The organism is Tsukamurella pulmonis (genome assembly GCF_900103175.1).
Taxonomy (GTDB): domain Bacteria; phylum Actinomycetota; class Actinomycetes; order Mycobacteriales; family Mycobacteriaceae; genus Tsukamurella; species Tsukamurella pulmonis.
Genome location: NZ_FNLF01000002.1, coordinates 173163 through 191154, shown reverse-complemented (window position 1 = coordinate 191154; position 17992 = coordinate 173163). Strand labels below are relative to the sequence as shown.

Genomic DNA, 17992 nt, shown 5'->3' with positions numbered 1-17992 from the left:
CCGACTCAGCCCCGGCGCTCGGCCCACCACTTCTGCAGTTCGGCCTCGGCCTCGTCGCGGTCGAGGGGGCCGCGGTCCAGGCGCAGTTCCTTGAGGAACTTCCACGCCGCGCCCACCTCGGGTCCGGGCTCCAGACCGAGCAACTCCATGATCGCGTTGCCGTCGAGATCGGGCCGCACGCGCGCGAGATCCTCCCTCGCGGCGATGTCCTCGATCCGCCGCTCGAGCCCGTCGTAGGTGGCCTGCAGCCGCGCGGCGCGCCGCTTGTTACGGGTGGTGCAGTCCGCGCGGACCAGCTTGTGCAGCCGGGGGAGCAGCGGTCCGGCGTCGGTGACGTAGCGGCGCACCGCGGAATCGGTCCACTGCCCGTCGCCGTAGCCGTGGAAGCGCAGGTGCAGGAAGACCAGCTGCGCGACGTCCTCGATCACGGCCTTCGGATACGCCAGCGCCCGCATCCGCTTGCGCACCATCTTCGCGCCCACCACCTCGTGGTGGTGGAAGGAGACGCCGCCGTTCGGCTCGTGCCGGCGGGTGTCGGGCTTGCCGATGTCGTGCAGCAGCGCGGCCCAGCGCAGGATCAGGTCCGGATCGGACTCCTCCAGGTCGATGGCCTGCTGCAGCACGGTCATCGAGTGCCAGAAGACGTCCTTGTGCTGGTGGTGCTCGTCGATCGCCAGCTTCATCCCGGGGATCTCCGGGATCACCCGCTCGGCGAGCCCGGTGTCCACCAGCAGCACGATCCCGTCCACGGGGTGCTCGCCCAGGATCAGCTTGTCCAGCTCGGCCCGCACCCGCTCCGCGGTGATCCGGTCGATCTCGGACGCCATGTCGGTCATCGCCGCGGACACGCGCGGCGCCACCGCGAATCCCAGCTGGGAGACGAAGCGCGCGGCGCGGAGCATGCGCAGGGGATCGTCGGAGAAGGACTCCTCCGGCGTGGCCGGTGTGTCGATCTCGCCCGCGAGCAGCGCGTCGAGCCCGTTCAGCGGGTCCTGGAAGTCCTCGGCGCCGTCGCGGCCGATGCGCACGGCCATCGCGTTGATCGTGAAATCGCGGCGGACCAGGTCGTCGTGCAGGTTCTCGCCGAACTTCACGACGGGATTGCGGGTGACGCGGTCGTACGCCTCCGCGCGGTAGGTGGTGATCTCGATCTGCTGGTCGGCGAAGGCCGCGCTCACGGTGCCGAACTCGATACCGGTGTCCCACATCGCGTCGGCCCAGCCGCGCAGCAGCGCCTGCACCTGCTCGGGCCGCGCGTCGGTGGTGAAGTCCAGATCGCTCGTCAGGCGGCCGAGCAGTGCGTCCCGCACCGAACCGCCGACGAGGTAGAGCTCGTGCCCGGCATCGGCGAAGCGGGCGCCCAGCGGCGCCAGCACGTCGGACAATCCGCGCAGCGAGATGTGCGCCGCCGCCAGGAGGCGGGTCCGGCGCTCGGCGCGCGCGTCCGCGGGGCCGTCGGGAGAGCTGTCGGTCACGACCGGTCAGTCTACTGCGGCGCGGAAAACACGACGGTGGCGTATGGGAGCGCAACCGGCCAGTAGCATCGGGGGGTGACCTCCGCCGAATCCGCCGACTCCTCGGGCCGCCCGCAGCGCCCGGGTCCCGTCGGCGACTCCGCGGCAGGAGCGCCCTCCCGGCCGCGCCGTCGGCGGCGCCGCGGGGGCCGTGGTCGCGGTCGCGGCCAGCTCTCGGCGGTCACCGAGCAGAAGCCGTCACCGGAGAGCGGCGAGGCACCGTCGGAACCCGCTCCGGCCGTCAAGCCCGCACGCAAGCAGGGCACCCCGACCTCGAAGGCCAAGCGCCCCGCGCCGGGCCGCGTCCGCCCCGATCCGCGCATCCGGACGGTCCGCGAGACCTCCGCCGGCGGCCTCGTGGTGGCCGGGCTCGACGGTGACGACGAGCTGCGCGCCGCGCTGATCGGGCGCGTCGACCGCCGCGGCCGCACCCTGTGGTCCCTGCCGAAGGGGCACATCGAGACGGGCGAGACGGCCGAGCTCACCGCCATCCGCGAGGTCGCGGAGGAGACGGGCCTGACCGGCGCCGTCCTCGCACCCATCGGCAAGATCGACTACTGGTTCGCCGTCGAGGGCCGCCGCGTGCACAAGACCGTGCACCACTTCCTGCTGTCCTGGCAGAGCGGCGATCTCTCCACCGAGGACTACGAGGTCTCCGAGGTCGCCTGGGTGCCGCTGGGCGAGCTGGCGACCCGGCTGACCTACTCCGACGAGCGCAAGCTGGTCGCCACCGCGCGCACCGTCATCGAGGATCTGACCGCGGACCCGCAGGAGCTGGCCGCCCGCGTCGCCGCCGCGCCGCGCAGCGAGCCCTCCGCCTACGAGCGCGCCGCGGCCGAGCGCAACGCCGTGCGCAACGATCCGCCCAAGCCCCGGCGGCGGCGGGGCGGGCGCCGCTCGCGCGGTCGCCGCAGCAGCGGAGGCGGCGGGGGCGGTCAGACGTGAGCCGATCGGCCCGCCTCCTGTGCGTGCTGACGCTCCTGATCGCGATCACCGGCCTGCCCGTTCCCAGCGGCGCCGGTCTCCCGGACGCCCAGTTCGTACGGATCACCGTCGACGAGGTCACCTCCCGGGTCACCGAGAACTCCCCCAACGAAGTGGTGGTGCGCGGCGACGTCGAGAACTTCGGCGACCGCGACGTCAGCGACCTGGACCTGCGGATCCAGCGCGCGCCCGCGGTGTCGACCTCGGCGCAGCTGCGCTCGGACCTGGTCGCCGACAACAACGTCTACGACACCCTCGGCCGCTTCGAACCCGTCTCGAAGGTGCTCAAGCCGGGGCAGCGCACCGCGTTCACCGTCACGATCCCGGTCCGCGCCACCCCCACCACGCGCGGGCCCACTCTCGGCATCGACCGCCCGGGCGTCTACCCGCTGCTGCTCAACCTCAACGGCAAGCCCGCGTACGGCGGCACCGCCCGGCTCGACGACTCGCGGACCCTCCTGCCCGTCCTCGGCCTGCCCGAGGGCGGCTCCGACGACGCGGGCACCGTCGACAAGGCCGTCACGACGTCGCCCGCCCAGGTCACGCTGCTGTGGCCACTGGCCGACAATCCGAAACTCGCGGGCGGCGTACCCGGCGGCGGCGACACCCCGGTGCGGCTCGTCGACGACGCGCTCGCCGGCTCCCTCGGCGAGGGCGGCCGGCTCGACGGCCTGCTGTCGGCCTACGAGGACGCGACGCGCGGGCCCGACCCGCGGCGGACCGCGCTGCGGACGGCCGCCTGCCTCGCGATCGATCCGGACCTGCTCGTCACGGTGCAGGCCATGACCGCGCCGTACCGGGTCGCCCGCAATCCCGCCGACCCGCGCGGCCCGAGCAGCGCCGGCACCGGCAGTGATGCGGCGGGTGCCTGGTTGGAGCGCCTCAAGCGGGTCGCCGCCGATTCCTGCGTGGTCGCGCTGCCCTTCGGCCAGGTCGACCTCGAGGCGCTCGGCCGCTCCGCCGAGCCGTCACTGCAGCGCGCCGCGCTCGACACCCCGTCCGACGTCATCGACTCGATCCTCGGCGTGCAGTCCGTGCGGGGCGTCGCGATCCCCGCGTCCGGGCAGCTCCTCGCCGACGGTGCCGGGCAGCTGCGCGCCTCCGACATCGGGGCCACGGTCGTAGCGGCGACCACCGTGAAGGCGCCGGCCCAGGGGCGGGGCACCCCGTCGGGCATCGTCAACGTGGGCCAGGGCATCGGGGCCGCGGTGTTCGACCCGAGCGTCTCGGCCGCCCTCGCCGCGATGGGCGACGTCCCCGACGGGGCGGAGCGCGGGGTCGTACCGGGCCCGACGGGGACCGTGCCCACGTCATCGACCTTCACCGTCGGCGAGGAGTCGGCGGTGATGCGGCGGCAGGCCGCCGTCGGGGCGGTCACCGCGGCCGCGCTCGATCCGACGCAGCGCTACGCGCCCCCCGACGGGTGGGCGGCCAGCACCGCCGTCGATCCCGTCGCACAGGTCACCGGCCGCACCACACTGATCGCACCGCCGCAGGTGTGGGCCGCGGGGCCGCAGGACGCGCGCGCCGTCCTCGACGCCGTCTCCGCGCAGTTCGGCGCGGGCCTCGCGCAGCCGCGCACCTTCCGCGACCTCACCGCCTCCGCCCAGTCGACGGGCCGCGACCCGGCCCGCGCCGCCGATCCCTGGACGCTGCGGCAGGCGCCCGAGAGCGCGCCCTCCCGCGTCCCGGACCGGATCGTCACCGCCGCCGCCGCGCACGTCCGGCAGGTCGACCAGCTCGGCGCCGCGCTGCTCCCCCTGCCGAAGACCCCGCTCACTCCGCGGATGTACACCTCGCCCCTGCGCGAGGACGCGGTGCGTGCGCTGCGCTGGGCGCCGTCGCGCTCCGCCGTCGACGGTGACGCCTCCATCCGGCTGTCCGCCACGCGCGCTTCGATGGCCGCACAGCTGCGCTCCGTCGGCTTCGTCACCCCCGGCGGGGCGTACACGCTGGCCTCGGACAAATCGCCACTGCTCATCGTCGCGCGCAACGACCTGCCGCTGCCCATCCGGACCGTCATCGACTGGTCGGCCCCCGAGGGCGTCACGATCGACGCCTCCGAGGTGCAGGAGCTGCCCGCACGGGGCACCCGGCAGATCGAACTGCCGACGACCGTCGACTACTCGCGGCAGATCTCCGTGCAGCTGACGCTGCGCTCGTCCAGCAACATGCCGCTGGGCGACCCGATCTCCGTCTCCGTGCACTCCAACGCTTACGGCAAGTCGCTGTTCTGGATCACGTGCGGCGCCGGGATCCTGCTGGTCCTGCTCGCCGGGCGGCGCCTGTGGCGCCGCTACCGCGGCCGGCCCGACCCGGCGGATGCGGACCGCCCCCCGGCCGACGAGCACGAGAAGCGGATCGCGAACAGTTACGCTGCACATCGACCGCCCGCACCGCACGAGACCCCGGAACCGAAGGACACATGAGCCGCGCCGAGCCCCGGCACATCCCGCCGAGCAACCGCCCCACCAGCGGCGGGAGCACCGACGGTGCGACGGACGGCGGCGGCACCAGCAGCCTGCTGCGTTCCACCGGCTCGGTCGCGGTCGCCACGCTCACTTCGCGGGTCACCGGCTTCCTGCGCACCGTTCTGCTCGCGGCCATCCTCGGTCCGGCGATCGCCTCCGCGTTCAGCGTGGCGAACCAGATGCCCCAGCAGGTGTCCGAGCTGGTCCTCGGGCAGGTGCTCACGGCGTTGGTCATCCCCGTCCTGGTGCGGGCCGAGATGGAGGACAAGGACCGCGGCCAGGCCTTCTTCGAGCGCCTGTTCACGTTGTCACTGACCATCCTCGGCGTGGCACTGATCGTGTCCCTGGCGCTCTCACCGGTACTGGTCGGCCTGTTGGTGGGGGATTCGAAGGTCGACGAGGGCCTCACGCAGGCCCTGGTCGTCATGTTCCTGCCGCAGCTGATGTTCTACGGGCTCTCGGCCCTGTTCACGGCGATGCTCAACACCCGTGACGAATTCAAACCCGGCGCGTGGGCACCCGTGGCGTGCAACATCGTGCAGATCACCACCCTGGTGACCTTCTACTTCATGCCCGGCGAGCTCACGATCAACCCGACGGACATGAGCCAGCCCAAGCTCCTGGTCCTGGGCATCGGCAGCACTCTGGGCGTCGTCCTCCAGGCCCTCGTGCTGCTCCCCGCGATGCGCCGCTCGGGGATCAAGCTGCGGCTGCGGTGGGGCGTCGACGATCGGCTCAAGCACTTCGGCAGCATGGGCATCGCGATCGTCACCTACGTCTTCATCTCGCAGGTCGGTTGGTACGCGGTGACCCCGATCCTCTCGCACGCCTCCGGCGGCGGTCCGGCCGTGTACCAGTACGCGTGGATGGTGCTCCAGCTCCCGTACGGCGTCATCGGTGTCGCGCTGCTGACCGCCGTGATGCCACGACTGTCGCGCAACGCGGCGAACGGCAACCGCAACGCCGTCCTCGACGACCTGGCCGTCGCCACCCGCATCACGATGGTCGCCCTGGTCCCGATCGTCGCGTTCATGACGGTCTTCGGGCCGTCCATCGGGCGCGCGCTGTTCAACTTCGGCCAGTTCTCCCGCGACGACGCGAACTTCCTGGGTACCGCGATCACGTTCAGCGCGTTCGTGCTGATCCCGTACGCGATGGTGCTGATCCACCTGCGAGTCTTCTACGCGCAGGAGCGGGCCTGGATCCCCACCGGGATCGTCGTGGCGATCGTGATCGTGCAGGTCGCCCTGTCCTACCTCGTGCTGGTGGTCACCGATGACGACCACCGGATCGTCGAGCTCGTCGGTACGGCACGCGGCCTCGCGTACACCGCCGGTGCGATCATGGGCTGGTACCTCTTGCGACGGACTCTCGGTCCGCTGCACCTGACCAACGTCGCGCGCACGCTGATCCAGACGATCACCGTCTCGGTGCTGGTCACGGTGACCGTGTACGTGATCATGCAGCTGCCCGTGCTCAAGGCGATCGATCGCAGCGGTCCGCTCGGCGCGTTCCTGTATCTTGCAATCGCAGGCGTACTCTGCCTCACGTTGATCTATGCGCTACTCGCCCTCTGGCGGGTACCGGACGTGCTGGCGATCCTGGCACCCCTGCGGCGCATCGCGGGCCGGTTCATCCCGGCGCTGCGGCCGAGCGCACCGTCGGAACCGGAGCGCGCGGCCTCCCGCGCCCCGGACACCCGCGAGATGCGCCTGGATGAGCTCGAGGCCTACGCGAGCCTGCGCCGCGAGGAGATCACCGCCCAGCTGCCGCGGATCGCCGACGACATCGGCCTCCCGTATGCTGGTCAAAGCCATGTTCCCCGGCGCCCGCGGGCGGGCGAGCAAACACCGACCACGGGCCTTCGATACCGCAGAAGAGGAGCATTCGCAGTGACCGAGGACGACTCCGCACGCACGTCCGGCAACGAGGCACCGGGGACCGGACAGATGCGATTGCCGTCCGCGTCGCCGGCTCCGCAGGCCGGCCTGCCGGCCTCGCCCGAGCCCGCCGCACCGTCGTGGGACGAGGACGATGCGCCCCGCGGCCCCGAGCTGATCCCGGGCGCCGTCGTGGCGGGCGGCCGCTACCGGCTCATCGAGCACTACGGCGGGATCCGCGGGCTGCAGTTCTGGCAGGCGCGCGACATCAACCTCGACCGCGACGTGGCACTGACCTTCGTCGACTCCGAGCAGCGCGCCCCGGTTCCCGAGCGCGGCGCCCAGATCAGCATGCGCGGCGAGGGCCCGCAGTCGATCCTCTCCCGCACGCTGCGCCTGGGCCGCGTGCACTCGAACGGCCTGGCCCGCGTCCTCGACGTGGTGCGCGGCAGCTCGGGCGGCATCGTGGTCGCCGAGTGGGTCCCCAGCAGCTCGCTGGCCGACGTGGCCGGTACCCATCCGTCGGCGATCGGCGCGGCGAAGGCCGTGCGCGCCCTGGCCGGTGCCGCCGAGGGCGCTCACCGCGCCGGCGCCGCCCTCTCCATCGACCACCCGGACCGCGTGCGCATCTCGCAGGACGGGCACGCCTACCTCGCCTTCCCCGGCACGCTGGCCGACGCCACCAAGGAGTCCGACGTCCGGGGCCTCGGCGCGGTGCTCTACGCCCTGCTGCTCGAGCGCTGGCCGCTCGACGATGCGACGGGCCGCACCGTGACCACCGGGACGGGCACCGTCGCCGGCATCCGGCAGGCGGACGCCGACGCGAACGGTAATCCCGTCGAACCGCGGGACGCCAAGCGCGACATCCCGTTCGAGATCTCGGCGGTCGCCACCCGCACGCTCGAGGGCGGCCAGGGCATCCGCACCGCCGCCACGGTGCAGCAGCTGCTCGATCAGGCCTCGGTCGTCGACGTGAAGACCGACCTGCTGGCGGCCGTGCGCACCGAGCCCCCGCGCGAGGCACCCCGTCAGGCGCCGCCCCGCTCCGAGCCGGCCGTGCCGCTGTCCCAGCAGCCCACTCCCGCCAAGCGGATCCAGTCCAAGCCCACACTGCTGCAGCGCATCTCGGGCGGCAAGAAGAACGTTCCCCTGCTCGTGATCGCGGCGTGCGCGGTCGCCCTGCTGGTGATCATCGGGCTCACGCTGCTGATCAGCAGCCTGACGGGTGGCAAGGACACGCAGTCGGGCGTGAGCTCGCTCTACACCACGAGCGCGACGGCCGAGCAGAGCGCGGCGCCGGCCCCGGCGCCCGGCGTCGGCGCCCCGGTGAAGTCCACCGACGTCGCCCTCGTGGACTTCGCCTCCTCGAAGGACCCGGCGACGAACCTGGCGAACGTGCTCACCGGGAAGACCCCGTCGTGGAAGACGGACACCTACCGGGCCGGGCCCGCCTTCGGAAACCTGAAGAAGGGCGTCGGATTCCTGGTCACGCTCGACAAGGCGGTCTCGCTGACGCGCGGCACCATCACCTCCCCGAGCGCGGGCAGCACCGTCGAGGTGCGCACGTCGACGAAGGACTCGGTCAAGGAGCTGGGCGAGACCTCGCTGGTGTGGTCCGGCACGCTGCGCCCGGGCGCCAACGACTTCCACGTCAGCACCGTGGCCCCGCGCGCCCGGTACGTGCTGGTGTGGATCACCGGTCTCACCAAGGAGTCCGGCAACTCGTGGTACACCACGATCAATCAGGTCGCGTTCCAGGGATCCTGATGACCCGCGCCGCGGTTTCGATCCACGCGGGCCCCGTATCGGGCACCGAGATCACCAGCGGCCGACCGGATTCCACGTCCCGGTAGTCGAGGAACCTTACGCGCCAGCCTGTTCGAGTCCGCAACGCGGACTCCACCCGGACCTCCTCCGGGATCTGCATCCCCCGTTCGCGAGCGTGCTCGGCCGCGACGGCGCGGGCCCGCTCGGGCGTGCGGCCCGGCACACCCTCGTAGCGCGGACCGTCGCCCGTCCACTGGGTCAGACCCCACTCGCGCAGCCGGAGCCATGCCTCGTCGAGCATCCGCTCCGGTGCGAAGCCGCCGAACGCGGCGCGCCACGAGGCGGCGTCGAGCCACTCGTACTCGCACATCCGGACCACGTGCTGCAGTCCGTCGCCGTTCTCGAGACGTCCGGCGAGGGCGGCCACCACCTCGTCCGCGCTGCCGACCGGGGGGAGCGGCGCACCGGGCTCCGGGGCCTCCCCGGCATCGAACCCGCCCCCGTCCCAGACCCCGGCCCAGCCGTACCGGCCGGCGCTGAGCCGGTGATCGAGGGCCGACACGTGCTCGAGCCACGACGGTCCGCCCGCCATCCGCTCGGCGGCCCCCGGCGCTCCCGGCACGTGCCACCCGAGATCGCCGCAGGAGAGCACGGCGCGGTCCGGGCCGAACCAGGCGAGCGTCGCGCCGGCGGTCGACGAGGCGTCGTACCGGGCGACGCCGCGCTCGGTGCCGTCGACGGTGACCCGGAAGGGTAGCGGCGCGCCGCCGGCCGCGAGCACGGGCTGCGCCGCCGCGAGCAGGCACCAGCGGGCCCGCAGCAGCCGGAGCGGGTCGGTTCGGACGGACATGGGCCGATCCTCGTCGATGCCACTGAAGGGACGCTTACGGCGGACTTGTCGGTGTCGTGCCCTACGGTGCGAGGACGGCGCCCGCCGGGCGCGCTCGATCGAGGGGGACGAGATGACGGAACACGACGACGGTGTGGTGATCGGCGAGGACGGTCTGGCGCGACCGGCCTGGGCGGCCGAGGGCCTGCTGCGCGAGTACTACGACACCGAGTGGGGCATGCCGATCCGCGACGAGCGCGGCCTCTACGAACGCATCTCGCTGGAGGGTTTCCAGGCGGGACTGTCGTGGGCCACGGTGCTGCGCAAGCGGCCGGCGTTCCGCGCCGGCTTCGCCGACTTCGATCCCGATGCGGTGGCCGCGTTCGACGAGGGGGACGTCGAGCGCCTGATGGCCGATCCGGGCATCATCCGCAATCGGCAGAAGATCGAGGCCACCATCGGCAACGCCCGCGCCGTCCTCGCGCTGCGCGAGGACGGCGGGCTGGTGGATCTGGTGTGGTCCTTCCAGCCCGAGCGCACCCCGGCCCCGCGCACCATGGCCGAGGTGGCGGCCACGTCGCCGGAGTCGATCGCGCTGTCGAAGGAGCTGCGCCGCCGGGGTTTCCGGTTCGTCGGGCCCACCACCATGTACGCGCTGATGCAGGCGGTGGGCATCGTCGACGATCACCTCATCGGCAGTCACCGGCGGGGCAGCTCCGGCGTGTGGGCCTAGCGGGCGCGGCTACGCGGTGCCGGTCCCTCCGGTGAGGTGCCCGTAGCGGTGCAGCGTGGTGCTCACGGCCTGCTCGCGCAGCACGCTGAGCAGCTCGCGGCGGCCGGAGAGCAGCACCTGTCCGCGGAGCACACTGTGCCCGTGCGCGGCCGCGGCGGCGGCCACCTCCGGTTCGGGGGTCCCGAGCACGCGGATGCGCACGGGTTCGGCCCGCCGGGCGAGGCCGTCGGCGTACTCCTGCGCCGCGTGTACCGGCGCGTCGAAGGGCAGCGGCGGGGCGTCGGGGCTCGCCGTCACGTCGAGCCGGGTGCCGGTGCGGGCCGCGGCGAGCTGCAGCCGCACCAGGTCGCGGGGGCGGGCCTCCGCGCCCACGCGCACCTCGAGGTGGGGGAGCGGCCGGTAGCGGAAGACGTTCGCCTCACTCGCCAGTCCCGTCGGGTCGTGCTCGACGCCGAACTCGGCGTCCCACGCCCGCTGGTCGGACGCGGCCGCGGCGTGCAGCCAGGCCACGTCCTCCGCGGTGAGGTGCCGCGCTCCGGCGATGATCCGCTCGCTGAACACCGTCGGCGCGACCTCGGGTGCGGACGGCACGACGGTGTCGGCCCACCGCCCGAACTGGGCCACGTAGTTGGGTCCTCCGGCCTTGGCGCCCGGGCCGATCGAGGAGCGCTTCCAGCCGCCGAAGGACTGCCGCTGCACGATGGCTCCGGTCATGTGCCGGTTGATGTAGAGGTTGCCCGCCTCCACCTTCTCGCGCCAGTGGGCGATCTCCTCGGGGTCGAGGCTGTGCAGGCCGGCGGTGAGGCCGTACCCGGTGGAGTTCTGCAGGCGCAGCGCCTCGTCGAGGCTCGCGGCGCGCATGATGCCGAGCACCGGGCCGAAGAGCTCGGTGGTGTGGAACCAGCTGCCCTCGGCGACTCCGTCGAGCACGCCGGGCGACCAGAGGCGGCCGGCCGTGTCGAGGCGGCGAGGCTCGACGAGCCAGCGCTCGCCCGGAGCGGGCTGCGTGAGCCCGCGCAGCAGCTTGCCCGCAGCGGGTTCGATGAGCGGGCCGACCGTGGTGCCGAGGTCGTGCCCCTCGCCCACGGCGAGGGTGCGGACTGCGTCCTGCAGCTGGCCGAGGAAGCGCTGCGAGTCGCCGACACTGCCCACGAGGATCGCGAGCGAAGCCGCGGAGCACTTCTGTCCGGCGTGCCCGAAGGCGCTGCGCACCAGGTCGTTCACCGCGAGATCGGGGTCGGCGGCCGGCGTCACCACCATCGCGTTCTTGCCGGACGTCTCGGCCAGCAGCTCGAGCTCGGGCCGCCAGCCGCGGAACAGGGCCGCGGTCTCGCTGGCCCCGGTGAGCACGACCGCGTCGGCCTCGGGGTGGGTGACCAGCCGGCGACCGGCATCGGCCTCGTCGGCGTTGACGAGCTGCACGAGGTGCTCGGGGACTCCCGCGGCGTGCAGGGCGGCGATCGCGGCGGTGCCGCAGCGCAGGACCTGCGGGGCGGGCTTGATGATGACGGCCGCGCCGGCGGCGAGGGCGGCCAGCACGCCGCCGAGCGGGATCGCGACGGGGAAGTTCCACGGCGGGGTGACGACCACCAGCCGGTGCGGCGTGAACGCGGCCTCGTCGTCCTGCAGCGCCGACGCGCTGTGCGCGTAGTACCGGGCGAAGTCGATGGCCTCGGAGATCTCGGGATCCGCCTCGGTGACGGTCTTGCCCGCCTCGTACGACATCACGGTGAGCAGGTCGCCGCGGCGCCGCGCGAGCTCGTCGGCGACACGGTGCAACTGGGCCGCCCGCTCGCTCGCCGGCCGCGCCGCCCACGCCCGCTGGGCCTCGAGCGCCGCCGCGACGGCTCCGTCGACTGCGGCCGGATCACTCACCTGCGCAGGGGGTTCGACATCGTCCGGCCGCGCGAGGGCGGCGCAGGCCCAGGCCCGGTTGCCGGGGGTGGACGGGTCGGTGTCCGGCTCGCCGGTGAACGGGCCGTGCTGTGCGAGCACCGTCTCGGTGCCGCGGTCCTGCACGCGGTTCGGCCCGTCCTGCACCGCGTGGCGGCGCGCGACGGCCGTGCGGAAGCGCTCCTCCTCCAGGGCGATCGCGCCCGGGTCGGGGCTGAACATGGAGTACAGGAAGTTCTCGCTCGACGCGTTCTCCTCCAGGCGCCGCACCAGGTAGCTCACGGCCACGTCGAAGTCCCCGGTCCGCACGACCGGGGTGTAGAGGATCAGCGAACCCACGTCCGCGCGGACGGCGGCGGCCTCCATCGGCGCCATGCCCTGCAGCATCTCGATGTCCAACTGCCGCTGCACGTTCCGCTGCTCCGCCAACTCGACCGCGTACGCCACGGAGAAAAGGTTCTGCGAGGCGACGCCGATGCGCAGAGCGTCGGCGTTCTCCTGCCGCAGCGCGGCGTCCACCATCCGCAGGTAGTCCGCGTCGACGTCGGCCTTGGTGCCGTAGGTCGCGAGCGGCCAGTCGTGCAGCTCGGCGTCCACCCGCTCCATCGCGAGGTTGGCGCCCTTGACCAGGCGCACCTTGATCGGCGCGCCGCCCTCGGCCACGCGGCGCCGGGCGAACTCCGTGAGCCGGGCCATCGCGCCGGGAGCGTCGGGAAGGTAGGCCTGGAGCACGATTCCGGCGGTGAGGGAACGGAACTCGGGCTCGTCGAGGAGCGCGGTGAAGACCTCGAGGGTCAGGTGGAGGTCCTTGTACTCCTCCATGTCGAGATTGACGAACTTCCCGCCGTCGCGGGCGGTGCGGTACAGCGGTCGCAGTCGCTCGACGATCCGGTCCCGGTTGCCCTCGAGATCCCACGGGTTGAGCTGCGCGACGACGGAACTCACCTTGATCGAGACGTAATCCACGGACGGGTTCGAGAGCAGCTCGTGGGTGCGGGCGAGCCGGTTGTCGGCCTCGCCCTGGCCGAGCACGGCCTCGCCGAGCAGGTTGAGGTTCAGCCGCACCCCGGCCTCGCGGGCGCGGCGCAGGCGGCGCTGCAGCTTGTCGCCGTCGGCGTCGAAGACCAAGTGCCCCACCAGCTGCCGCAGTCGCAGGCGGGCCACGGGCATCGCGATCGACGGGGCGATGCCGGCGGCGACGGTGCCCGCGCGCAGCAGCGCGGCGTCGACGGGGCTCATGAACGCGCGTCCGGGAGCGCCACCGGCGGCGGGGGAGACGAGCCGGCGCAGCGCCTTCGCGGCGACGTGATCGTCCTCGGGCCGGGCGACCTGATCGACGAAGCCCATCGTGAACTCGACGCCACTCGGATCATGCAGCAGCGCTGCGAGACTGGATGTGGCGGCCGCTTCGCGCCGCCCGACGTCGGCGGGGCGGGGACCGCGACTGACCTGCAGCCAGCGGCGGGCACGACCGACGGCGGCGTCGACGACGGCACGATCGGTGCCGGGACCGGTGCCGAGGACGGCGCCTGTGCCGGATGAGGAGAGTGGGGAGCCGGGCACAGCGCCGGTGGGCACGGACGGGGACGGACGGGACGAATCGACCATGAGAGGCCTCCTGATAGCTCGCGCAGTGAAATGGAGAATCCACAGCGACGGGTGCGCCACCTGGCCTTGCGCTCCAGTGTAAGACCGATCACACGCCGAACGCGAGCGGATGCGTGATCGCAAAGATCCGCGCGTTTTCGATATCGGTGATCGAATTGCAAAGAAACGGTCTCAGAACGGTATCGGGCCCCTCTAACATCCGTGCATGACCGAGTGGGGGAACACCATCTCGCGGCCCGCCGGATCGGGGGATCCGGTGACCGATATGCACGGCACAGACCCGACGCCGCCCTGGGATCCGACGGGGCCGGCCTCCGACCACGCCTCCGACGAGCGGCTGCTCGCCGATGCCTCCCGCGGCGACGGTGACGCCTTCGCCGAACTCTTCCGGCGGCACAGCCGGCAGCTGCGCGCCACGGCACTGCGGACGATCCGCGACCACACCGACGCGGAGGACTGCCTGCAGGACGCCATGCTGCGCGCCTACCAGCTCTCGCCGAGCTTCCGCGGCGACTGCAAGGTGGCGAGCTGGTTGCACCGCATCGTCGTCAACGCCTGCCTGGACCGGGCCCGCCGGAACCAGGTACGCACGTCGCTGCCCATGCCCGACGACCTGAGCGGGCTGGCCTCGGACGAGGGTCGCGGCACCGAGGAACTCGACCGCCGGCTCTCGGTGGAGTCCGCGCTGCGGATGCTGCCCGAGGATCAGCGCGCGGCGATCGTCGCCGTCGACATGCACGGCCTGTCCGTGACCCAGGCGGCCGAGCTGCTCGGCGTGGCGCCGGGCACCGTCAAGAGCCGGCGCGCCCGAGCCCGCGTGCGGCTCGAGCGCCTCCTGCGCTGAGCGTCTCCCCGCGTCGTGCACCCCGCCCCGGATCCGGGCGGGTCGTTCGCATGACGCACAACGAGTATTGAAAGCGGTGGGAACCGATCGGTGGGCTGGTGCGTCCAATTCAAGAGAGGAGGTTTCCGATGGGGGAAGCAGGACCGCGTGCGGACGACGACGGGGACGAGCGCCAACGGCTCAGTCGCGCGGAGGAGGAGCGGCTCGACGCCGCGCTCGCCGAGTACCGCGATCGCATGTACGCGCAGTGGTCCGCGCCCGAGGGCGCGCACGCCGACAACCCCCTCGGAGACCGGCGCATCGAGGCCGCGATCCGCGCGGCGCCCGCTCCCGCACCGTCCCGCGTGCGACGGCGGTACCTGCTCGGCGCGGCCGCCGCGGCGGTGGGGGTGCTGGCCATCTCCGTGGCGGTGAGCACCGTGCGGGACGTGCCGGCCGAACCGGAGAGCGGAGTCCTGCTCGCGGCCGCGGTTCCCGGTGGCGATCGCGGCCCCTTCACCGACCCGCCCGCGCTGCGGCGCTGCCTGGACGCGGCATCGGTGCCCACCCGCCAGCGGACGCTGCTGGGCGCCGGATCGATGCAGCTGCGCGGCGCGCACACCACGGTGCTGCTGCTGCCCGGCGGAAAGCTCGGAGAGCTGCGGGTGCTCGCCGTCACGCCGTCGTGCGCGCAGGGGGAGAGCTCGTCGGTGCTGGTGAACCGTGTGCTCAGCGGTGCCTCCGCCGCACGCGCCGGCACGCCGTAACCTGGACGGGACGGTGCGGGAACATCCAGAACCCCGCCACCGTTGGCACACATGTCGGCCCGGGGGAAACCGCCCGGGCACCCCTTCAACGGTTGGATAGGTAGATGACTGCAGCTGGCACCGATATCGCGGACGTGATCATCATCGGATCGGGTCCGGCCGGGTACACGGCGGGCGTCTACGCCGGTCGCGCCGAGCTGAGCACCATCCTGTTCGAGGGCACCAACTTCGGTGGCGCGCTGATGACCACCACCGAGGTGGAGAACTACCCCGGCTTCCAGAACGGCATCATGGGCCCCCAGCTCATGGACGAGATGCGCGAGCAGGCGCAGCGCTTCGGCGCCGACCTGCGCATGGAGGACGTGGAGTCCGCGCAGCTCGACGGGGAGATCAAGGAGGTCGTCACCTCCGAGGGCACCTACCGCGCGCGCGCCGTCATCCTCGCGATGGGCGCCGCTGCGCGCTACCTGGGCGTGCCCGGTGAGGAGGCCCTCCTCGGCCGCGGCGTGAGCGCCTGCGCCACCTGCGACGGCTTCTTCTTCCGCGATCAGGACATCGCGGTGGTGGGCGGCGGCGACTCCGCGATGGAGGAGGCCATCTTCCTGACCAAGTTCGCCAAGTCCGTCACGCTCATCCACCGCAGCGAGAACTTCCGCGCCTCGAAGATCATGCTCGACCGCGCGCGGGCGAACGAGAAGATCCGCTTCCTCACCGACTCCAAGGTCACCGCGGTGCAGGGCGAGAAGTCCGTCGAGTCGCTGCTGGTGGAGAACACCGTGTCCGGCGCCGTCGAGACCCTCGAGGTCACCGGGCTGTTCGTGGCCATCGGCCACGATCCCCGCTCGGGTCTGGTCGCGGGCCAGGTCACCGTCGACGACGAGGGCTACGTCCAGGTCGAGGGCCGCAGCACCGCGACGGGCGTTCCCGGCGTCTTCGCCGCGGGCGATCTGGTCGACCACACCTACCGCCAGGCCATCACGGCGGCCGGCAGCGGCTGTGCCGCCGCGATCGACGCCGAGCGCTGGCTCGCCCACCACCGCGAAGTCGCGGCCGCCCAGTAATCCCCTTCCACCGCCCGAGGAGTTCAACCATGGCCGAGATCGTCACCCTCACCGACGACACCTTCACCGAGCAGGTGCTGCAGTCCGACAAGCCCGTGCTCGTCGACTTCTGGGCCACCTGGTGCGGCCCCTGCAAGGTGGTCGCACCGGTGCTGGAGCAGCTGGCCGCCGAGCACGGCGACAAGGTGACCTTCGCCAAGATCGAGGTCGACCAGAACCCCGGCGCGCCCCGCGACTACCAGGTGCTCAGCATCCCCACGCTGATCCTGTTCCAGAACGGGAAGCCGACGACCAAGTTGGTCGGCGCGAAGAGCAAGTCCGCTATCCTCAAGGAGCTCGACGGCCTGGTGTGATTCGCCGTCGCGTTGGCCGGTGGGCCCCGAGGCCGTATCGTGTACACGATTTCCCGTCCTCGGGCCGCCGGCCCGTAGGAAGCTAGCGAAGGGTGCTCCATGCCACGCATCAGCCTCGGTGATCACGGTGGCGCCGTGGCGGAGATCCGCGGCATCCTCGCCGATCAGGGTTTCCTCCGCGACTACGTGGCCCCCACCGAGTTGGTGGTCGGGGGCTGGACGGCCCCCGAGGCGGTCTTCGACCGCCGGCTGGATCGCGCCACGCGCGCCTTCCAGCAGCAGCGCGGTCTCCTGGTCGACGGTGTCGTCGGTCCCGCCACCTACCGTGCGCTCCGCGAGTCCACCTACCAGCTGGGCGCGCGCACGCTCAGCTACATCGCCTCCGCGCCCCCCTCGGGCGACGACGTGGCGGCCCTGCAGGCCCGCCTGCAGAACCTCGGCTTCTACGCCGGGATGATCGACGGCCTCTTCGGCCCGCAGACCCACCTGGGCCTCTCGGCCTATCAGCGCGAGTTCGGCCTCGTCGCCGACGGCATCTGCGGCCCGGCCACGCTGCGCTCGCTCACCTTCCTCGGCTCGCGCGTGACCGGCGGATCGCCGCACGCGATCAAGGAGGAGGAGCACGTCCGCAGCTCCGGTCCGCGCCTGTCGGGCAAGCGCATCGTCATCGACCCGGGCCTCGGCGGGCCGGACCGCGGCCTCGCCGTGCGCGGCCCCGACGGCCGGCCCGTCACCGAGGAGGAGATCCTCTGGGATCTCGGCTCGCGACTCGAGGGCCGGATGGCCGCCGCCGGCATGGAGACCTACCTCTCGCGCCCGCGCGGCATGGACGCCGACGACAGCACTCGCGCGTACACCGCCAACACCTTCGACGCCGACATGATGATCGCGCTGCGCACCGCGCACTACCGCAACGACCGCGCCCACGGCGTGGCCTCGTTCCACTTCGGCAACACGCACGGCGCCAGCTCGAACATCGGCCGCAACCTGGCGGGCTTCATCCAGCGCGAGATCGTCGCGCGGACGCCGCTGACCGACTGCCACTACCACGGCCGCACCTGGGACATCGTCCGCCTGACGCGCATGCCCACGGTGCAGATCGACGTCGGCTACGTGACCAATCCGCACGACGCGGCGGTGCTCGCCTCGCCGCAGATGCGCGACACGATCGCCGAGGCGATCCTCGTGGCCGTCAAGCGGCTGTACCTGCTGGGGGAGAACGACCGCCCCACGGGCACATACACTTTCGCCGAGCTACTCGAGCTCGAGGAGAGCGCCGAGAACCGGGCCTGACGGTCCGCTCCGCTGC

12 protein-coding genes are annotated in these 17992 nt (G+C 72.5%); 9 read left to right on the top strand and 3 right to left on the bottom strand.

Features of this window, described 5'->3' with window-relative positions:
- Nucleotides 1-5: 5 nt before the first annotated feature.
- The gene (locus tag BLQ62_RS01220; protein WP_068563487.1) at nt 6-1475 is read right to left on the bottom strand and encodes a CCA tRNA nucleotidyltransferase; all 1470 of its coding nucleotides are present in this window, start codon (nt 1473-1475) and stop codon (nt 6-8) included.
- A gap of 75 nt (nt 1476-1550) precedes the next feature.
- On the opposite strand from BLQ62_RS01220, the gene BLQ62_RS01215 reads away from it, so the two are divergent.
- Genes BLQ62_RS01215 through murJ form a run of 3 tightly spaced genes read left to right on the top strand, consistent with a single transcriptional unit; the run spans nt 1551 to nt 8616 of the window.
- On the top strand, nt 1551-2459 hold the full coding sequence (locus BLQ62_RS01215; RefSeq protein WP_068563478.1) for an NUDIX hydrolase: 909 nt from the start codon (nt 1551-1553) through the stop codon (nt 2457-2459).
- Complete coding sequence (locus BLQ62_RS01210) at nt 2456-4927, top strand: glycoprotein (RefSeq protein WP_139184134.1); 2472 nt, start codon at nt 2456-2458, stop codon at nt 4925-4927. The genes BLQ62_RS01215 and BLQ62_RS01210 overlap by 4 nt, the downstream gene beginning before the upstream one ends.
- Entirely contained in the window at nt 4924-8616 is a 3693-nt protein-coding gene (gene murJ, locus BLQ62_RS01205) for a murein biosynthesis integral membrane protein MurJ (protein WP_068563475.1), read from the top strand. Before BLQ62_RS01210 ends, murJ begins: the two co-directional genes overlap by 4 nt.
- On the opposite strand, the gene BLQ62_RS01200 is transcribed toward murJ, so the two are convergent.
- Nucleotides 8588-9466 carry a hypothetical protein gene (locus BLQ62_RS01200; protein WP_068563474.1) on the bottom strand — a complete coding sequence of 293 codons (879 nt, stop codon included), beginning with the start codon at nt 9464-9466 and terminating at the stop codon, nt 8588-8590. The genes murJ and BLQ62_RS01200 overlap by 29 nt on opposite strands.
- Nucleotides 9467-9578: 112 nt before the next feature.
- Here BLQ62_RS01200 and BLQ62_RS01195 point away from each other — a divergent pair, with 112 nt between their 5' ends.
- Nucleotides 9579-10178, top strand: coding sequence for a DNA-3-methyladenine glycosylase I (locus BLQ62_RS01195; protein ID WP_068563472.1), 600 nt, complete (start codon nt 9579-9581; stop codon nt 10176-10178).
- 9 nt (nt 10179-10187) lie between these two features.
- On the opposite strand, the gene BLQ62_RS01190 is transcribed toward BLQ62_RS01195, so the two are convergent.
- Nucleotides 10188-13679: a bifunctional proline dehydrogenase/L-glutamate gamma-semialdehyde dehydrogenase gene (locus BLQ62_RS01190; RefSeq protein ID WP_082756118.1), complete on the bottom strand. Its 3492-nt coding sequence runs from the start codon at nt 13677-13679 to the stop codon at nt 10188-10190.
- 265 nt (nt 13680-13944) lie between these two features.
- Between BLQ62_RS01190 and sigM the strand changes: the two genes are divergently transcribed.
- From sigM to BLQ62_RS01165, 5 genes are all read left to right on the top strand, one after another.
- The gene (gene sigM, locus BLQ62_RS01185; protein WP_068563594.1) at nt 13945-14523 is read left to right on the top strand and encodes an RNA polymerase sigma factor SigM; all 579 of its coding nucleotides are present in this window, start codon (nt 13945-13947) and stop codon (nt 14521-14523) included.
- A gap of 128 nt (nt 14524-14651) precedes the next feature.
- Entirely contained in the window at nt 14652-15269 is a 618-nt protein-coding gene (locus BLQ62_RS01180; protein WP_068563470.1) for a hypothetical protein, read from the top strand.
- 104 nt (nt 15270-15373) lie between these two features.
- Nucleotides 15374-16330 (top strand): thioredoxin-disulfide reductase, encoded by a 957-nt coding sequence (gene trxB, locus BLQ62_RS01175; protein WP_068537427.1) that lies wholly within the window; start codon nt 15374-15376, stop codon nt 16328-16330.
- A 29-nt stretch (nt 16331-16359) separates the two neighbouring features.
- Nucleotides 16360-16683 carry a thioredoxin gene (gene trxA / locus BLQ62_RS01170; RefSeq protein ID WP_068537428.1) on the top strand — a complete coding sequence of 108 codons (324 nt, stop codon included), beginning with the start codon at nt 16360-16362 and terminating at the stop codon, nt 16681-16683.
- 99 nt (nt 16684-16782) lie between these two features.
- Nucleotides 16783-17976 carry an N-acetylmuramoyl-L-alanine amidase gene (locus BLQ62_RS01165; protein ID WP_068537430.1) on the top strand — a complete coding sequence of 398 codons (1194 nt, stop codon included), beginning with the start codon at nt 16783-16785 and terminating at the stop codon, nt 17974-17976.
- Nucleotides 17977-17992 lie beyond the last annotated feature (16 nt).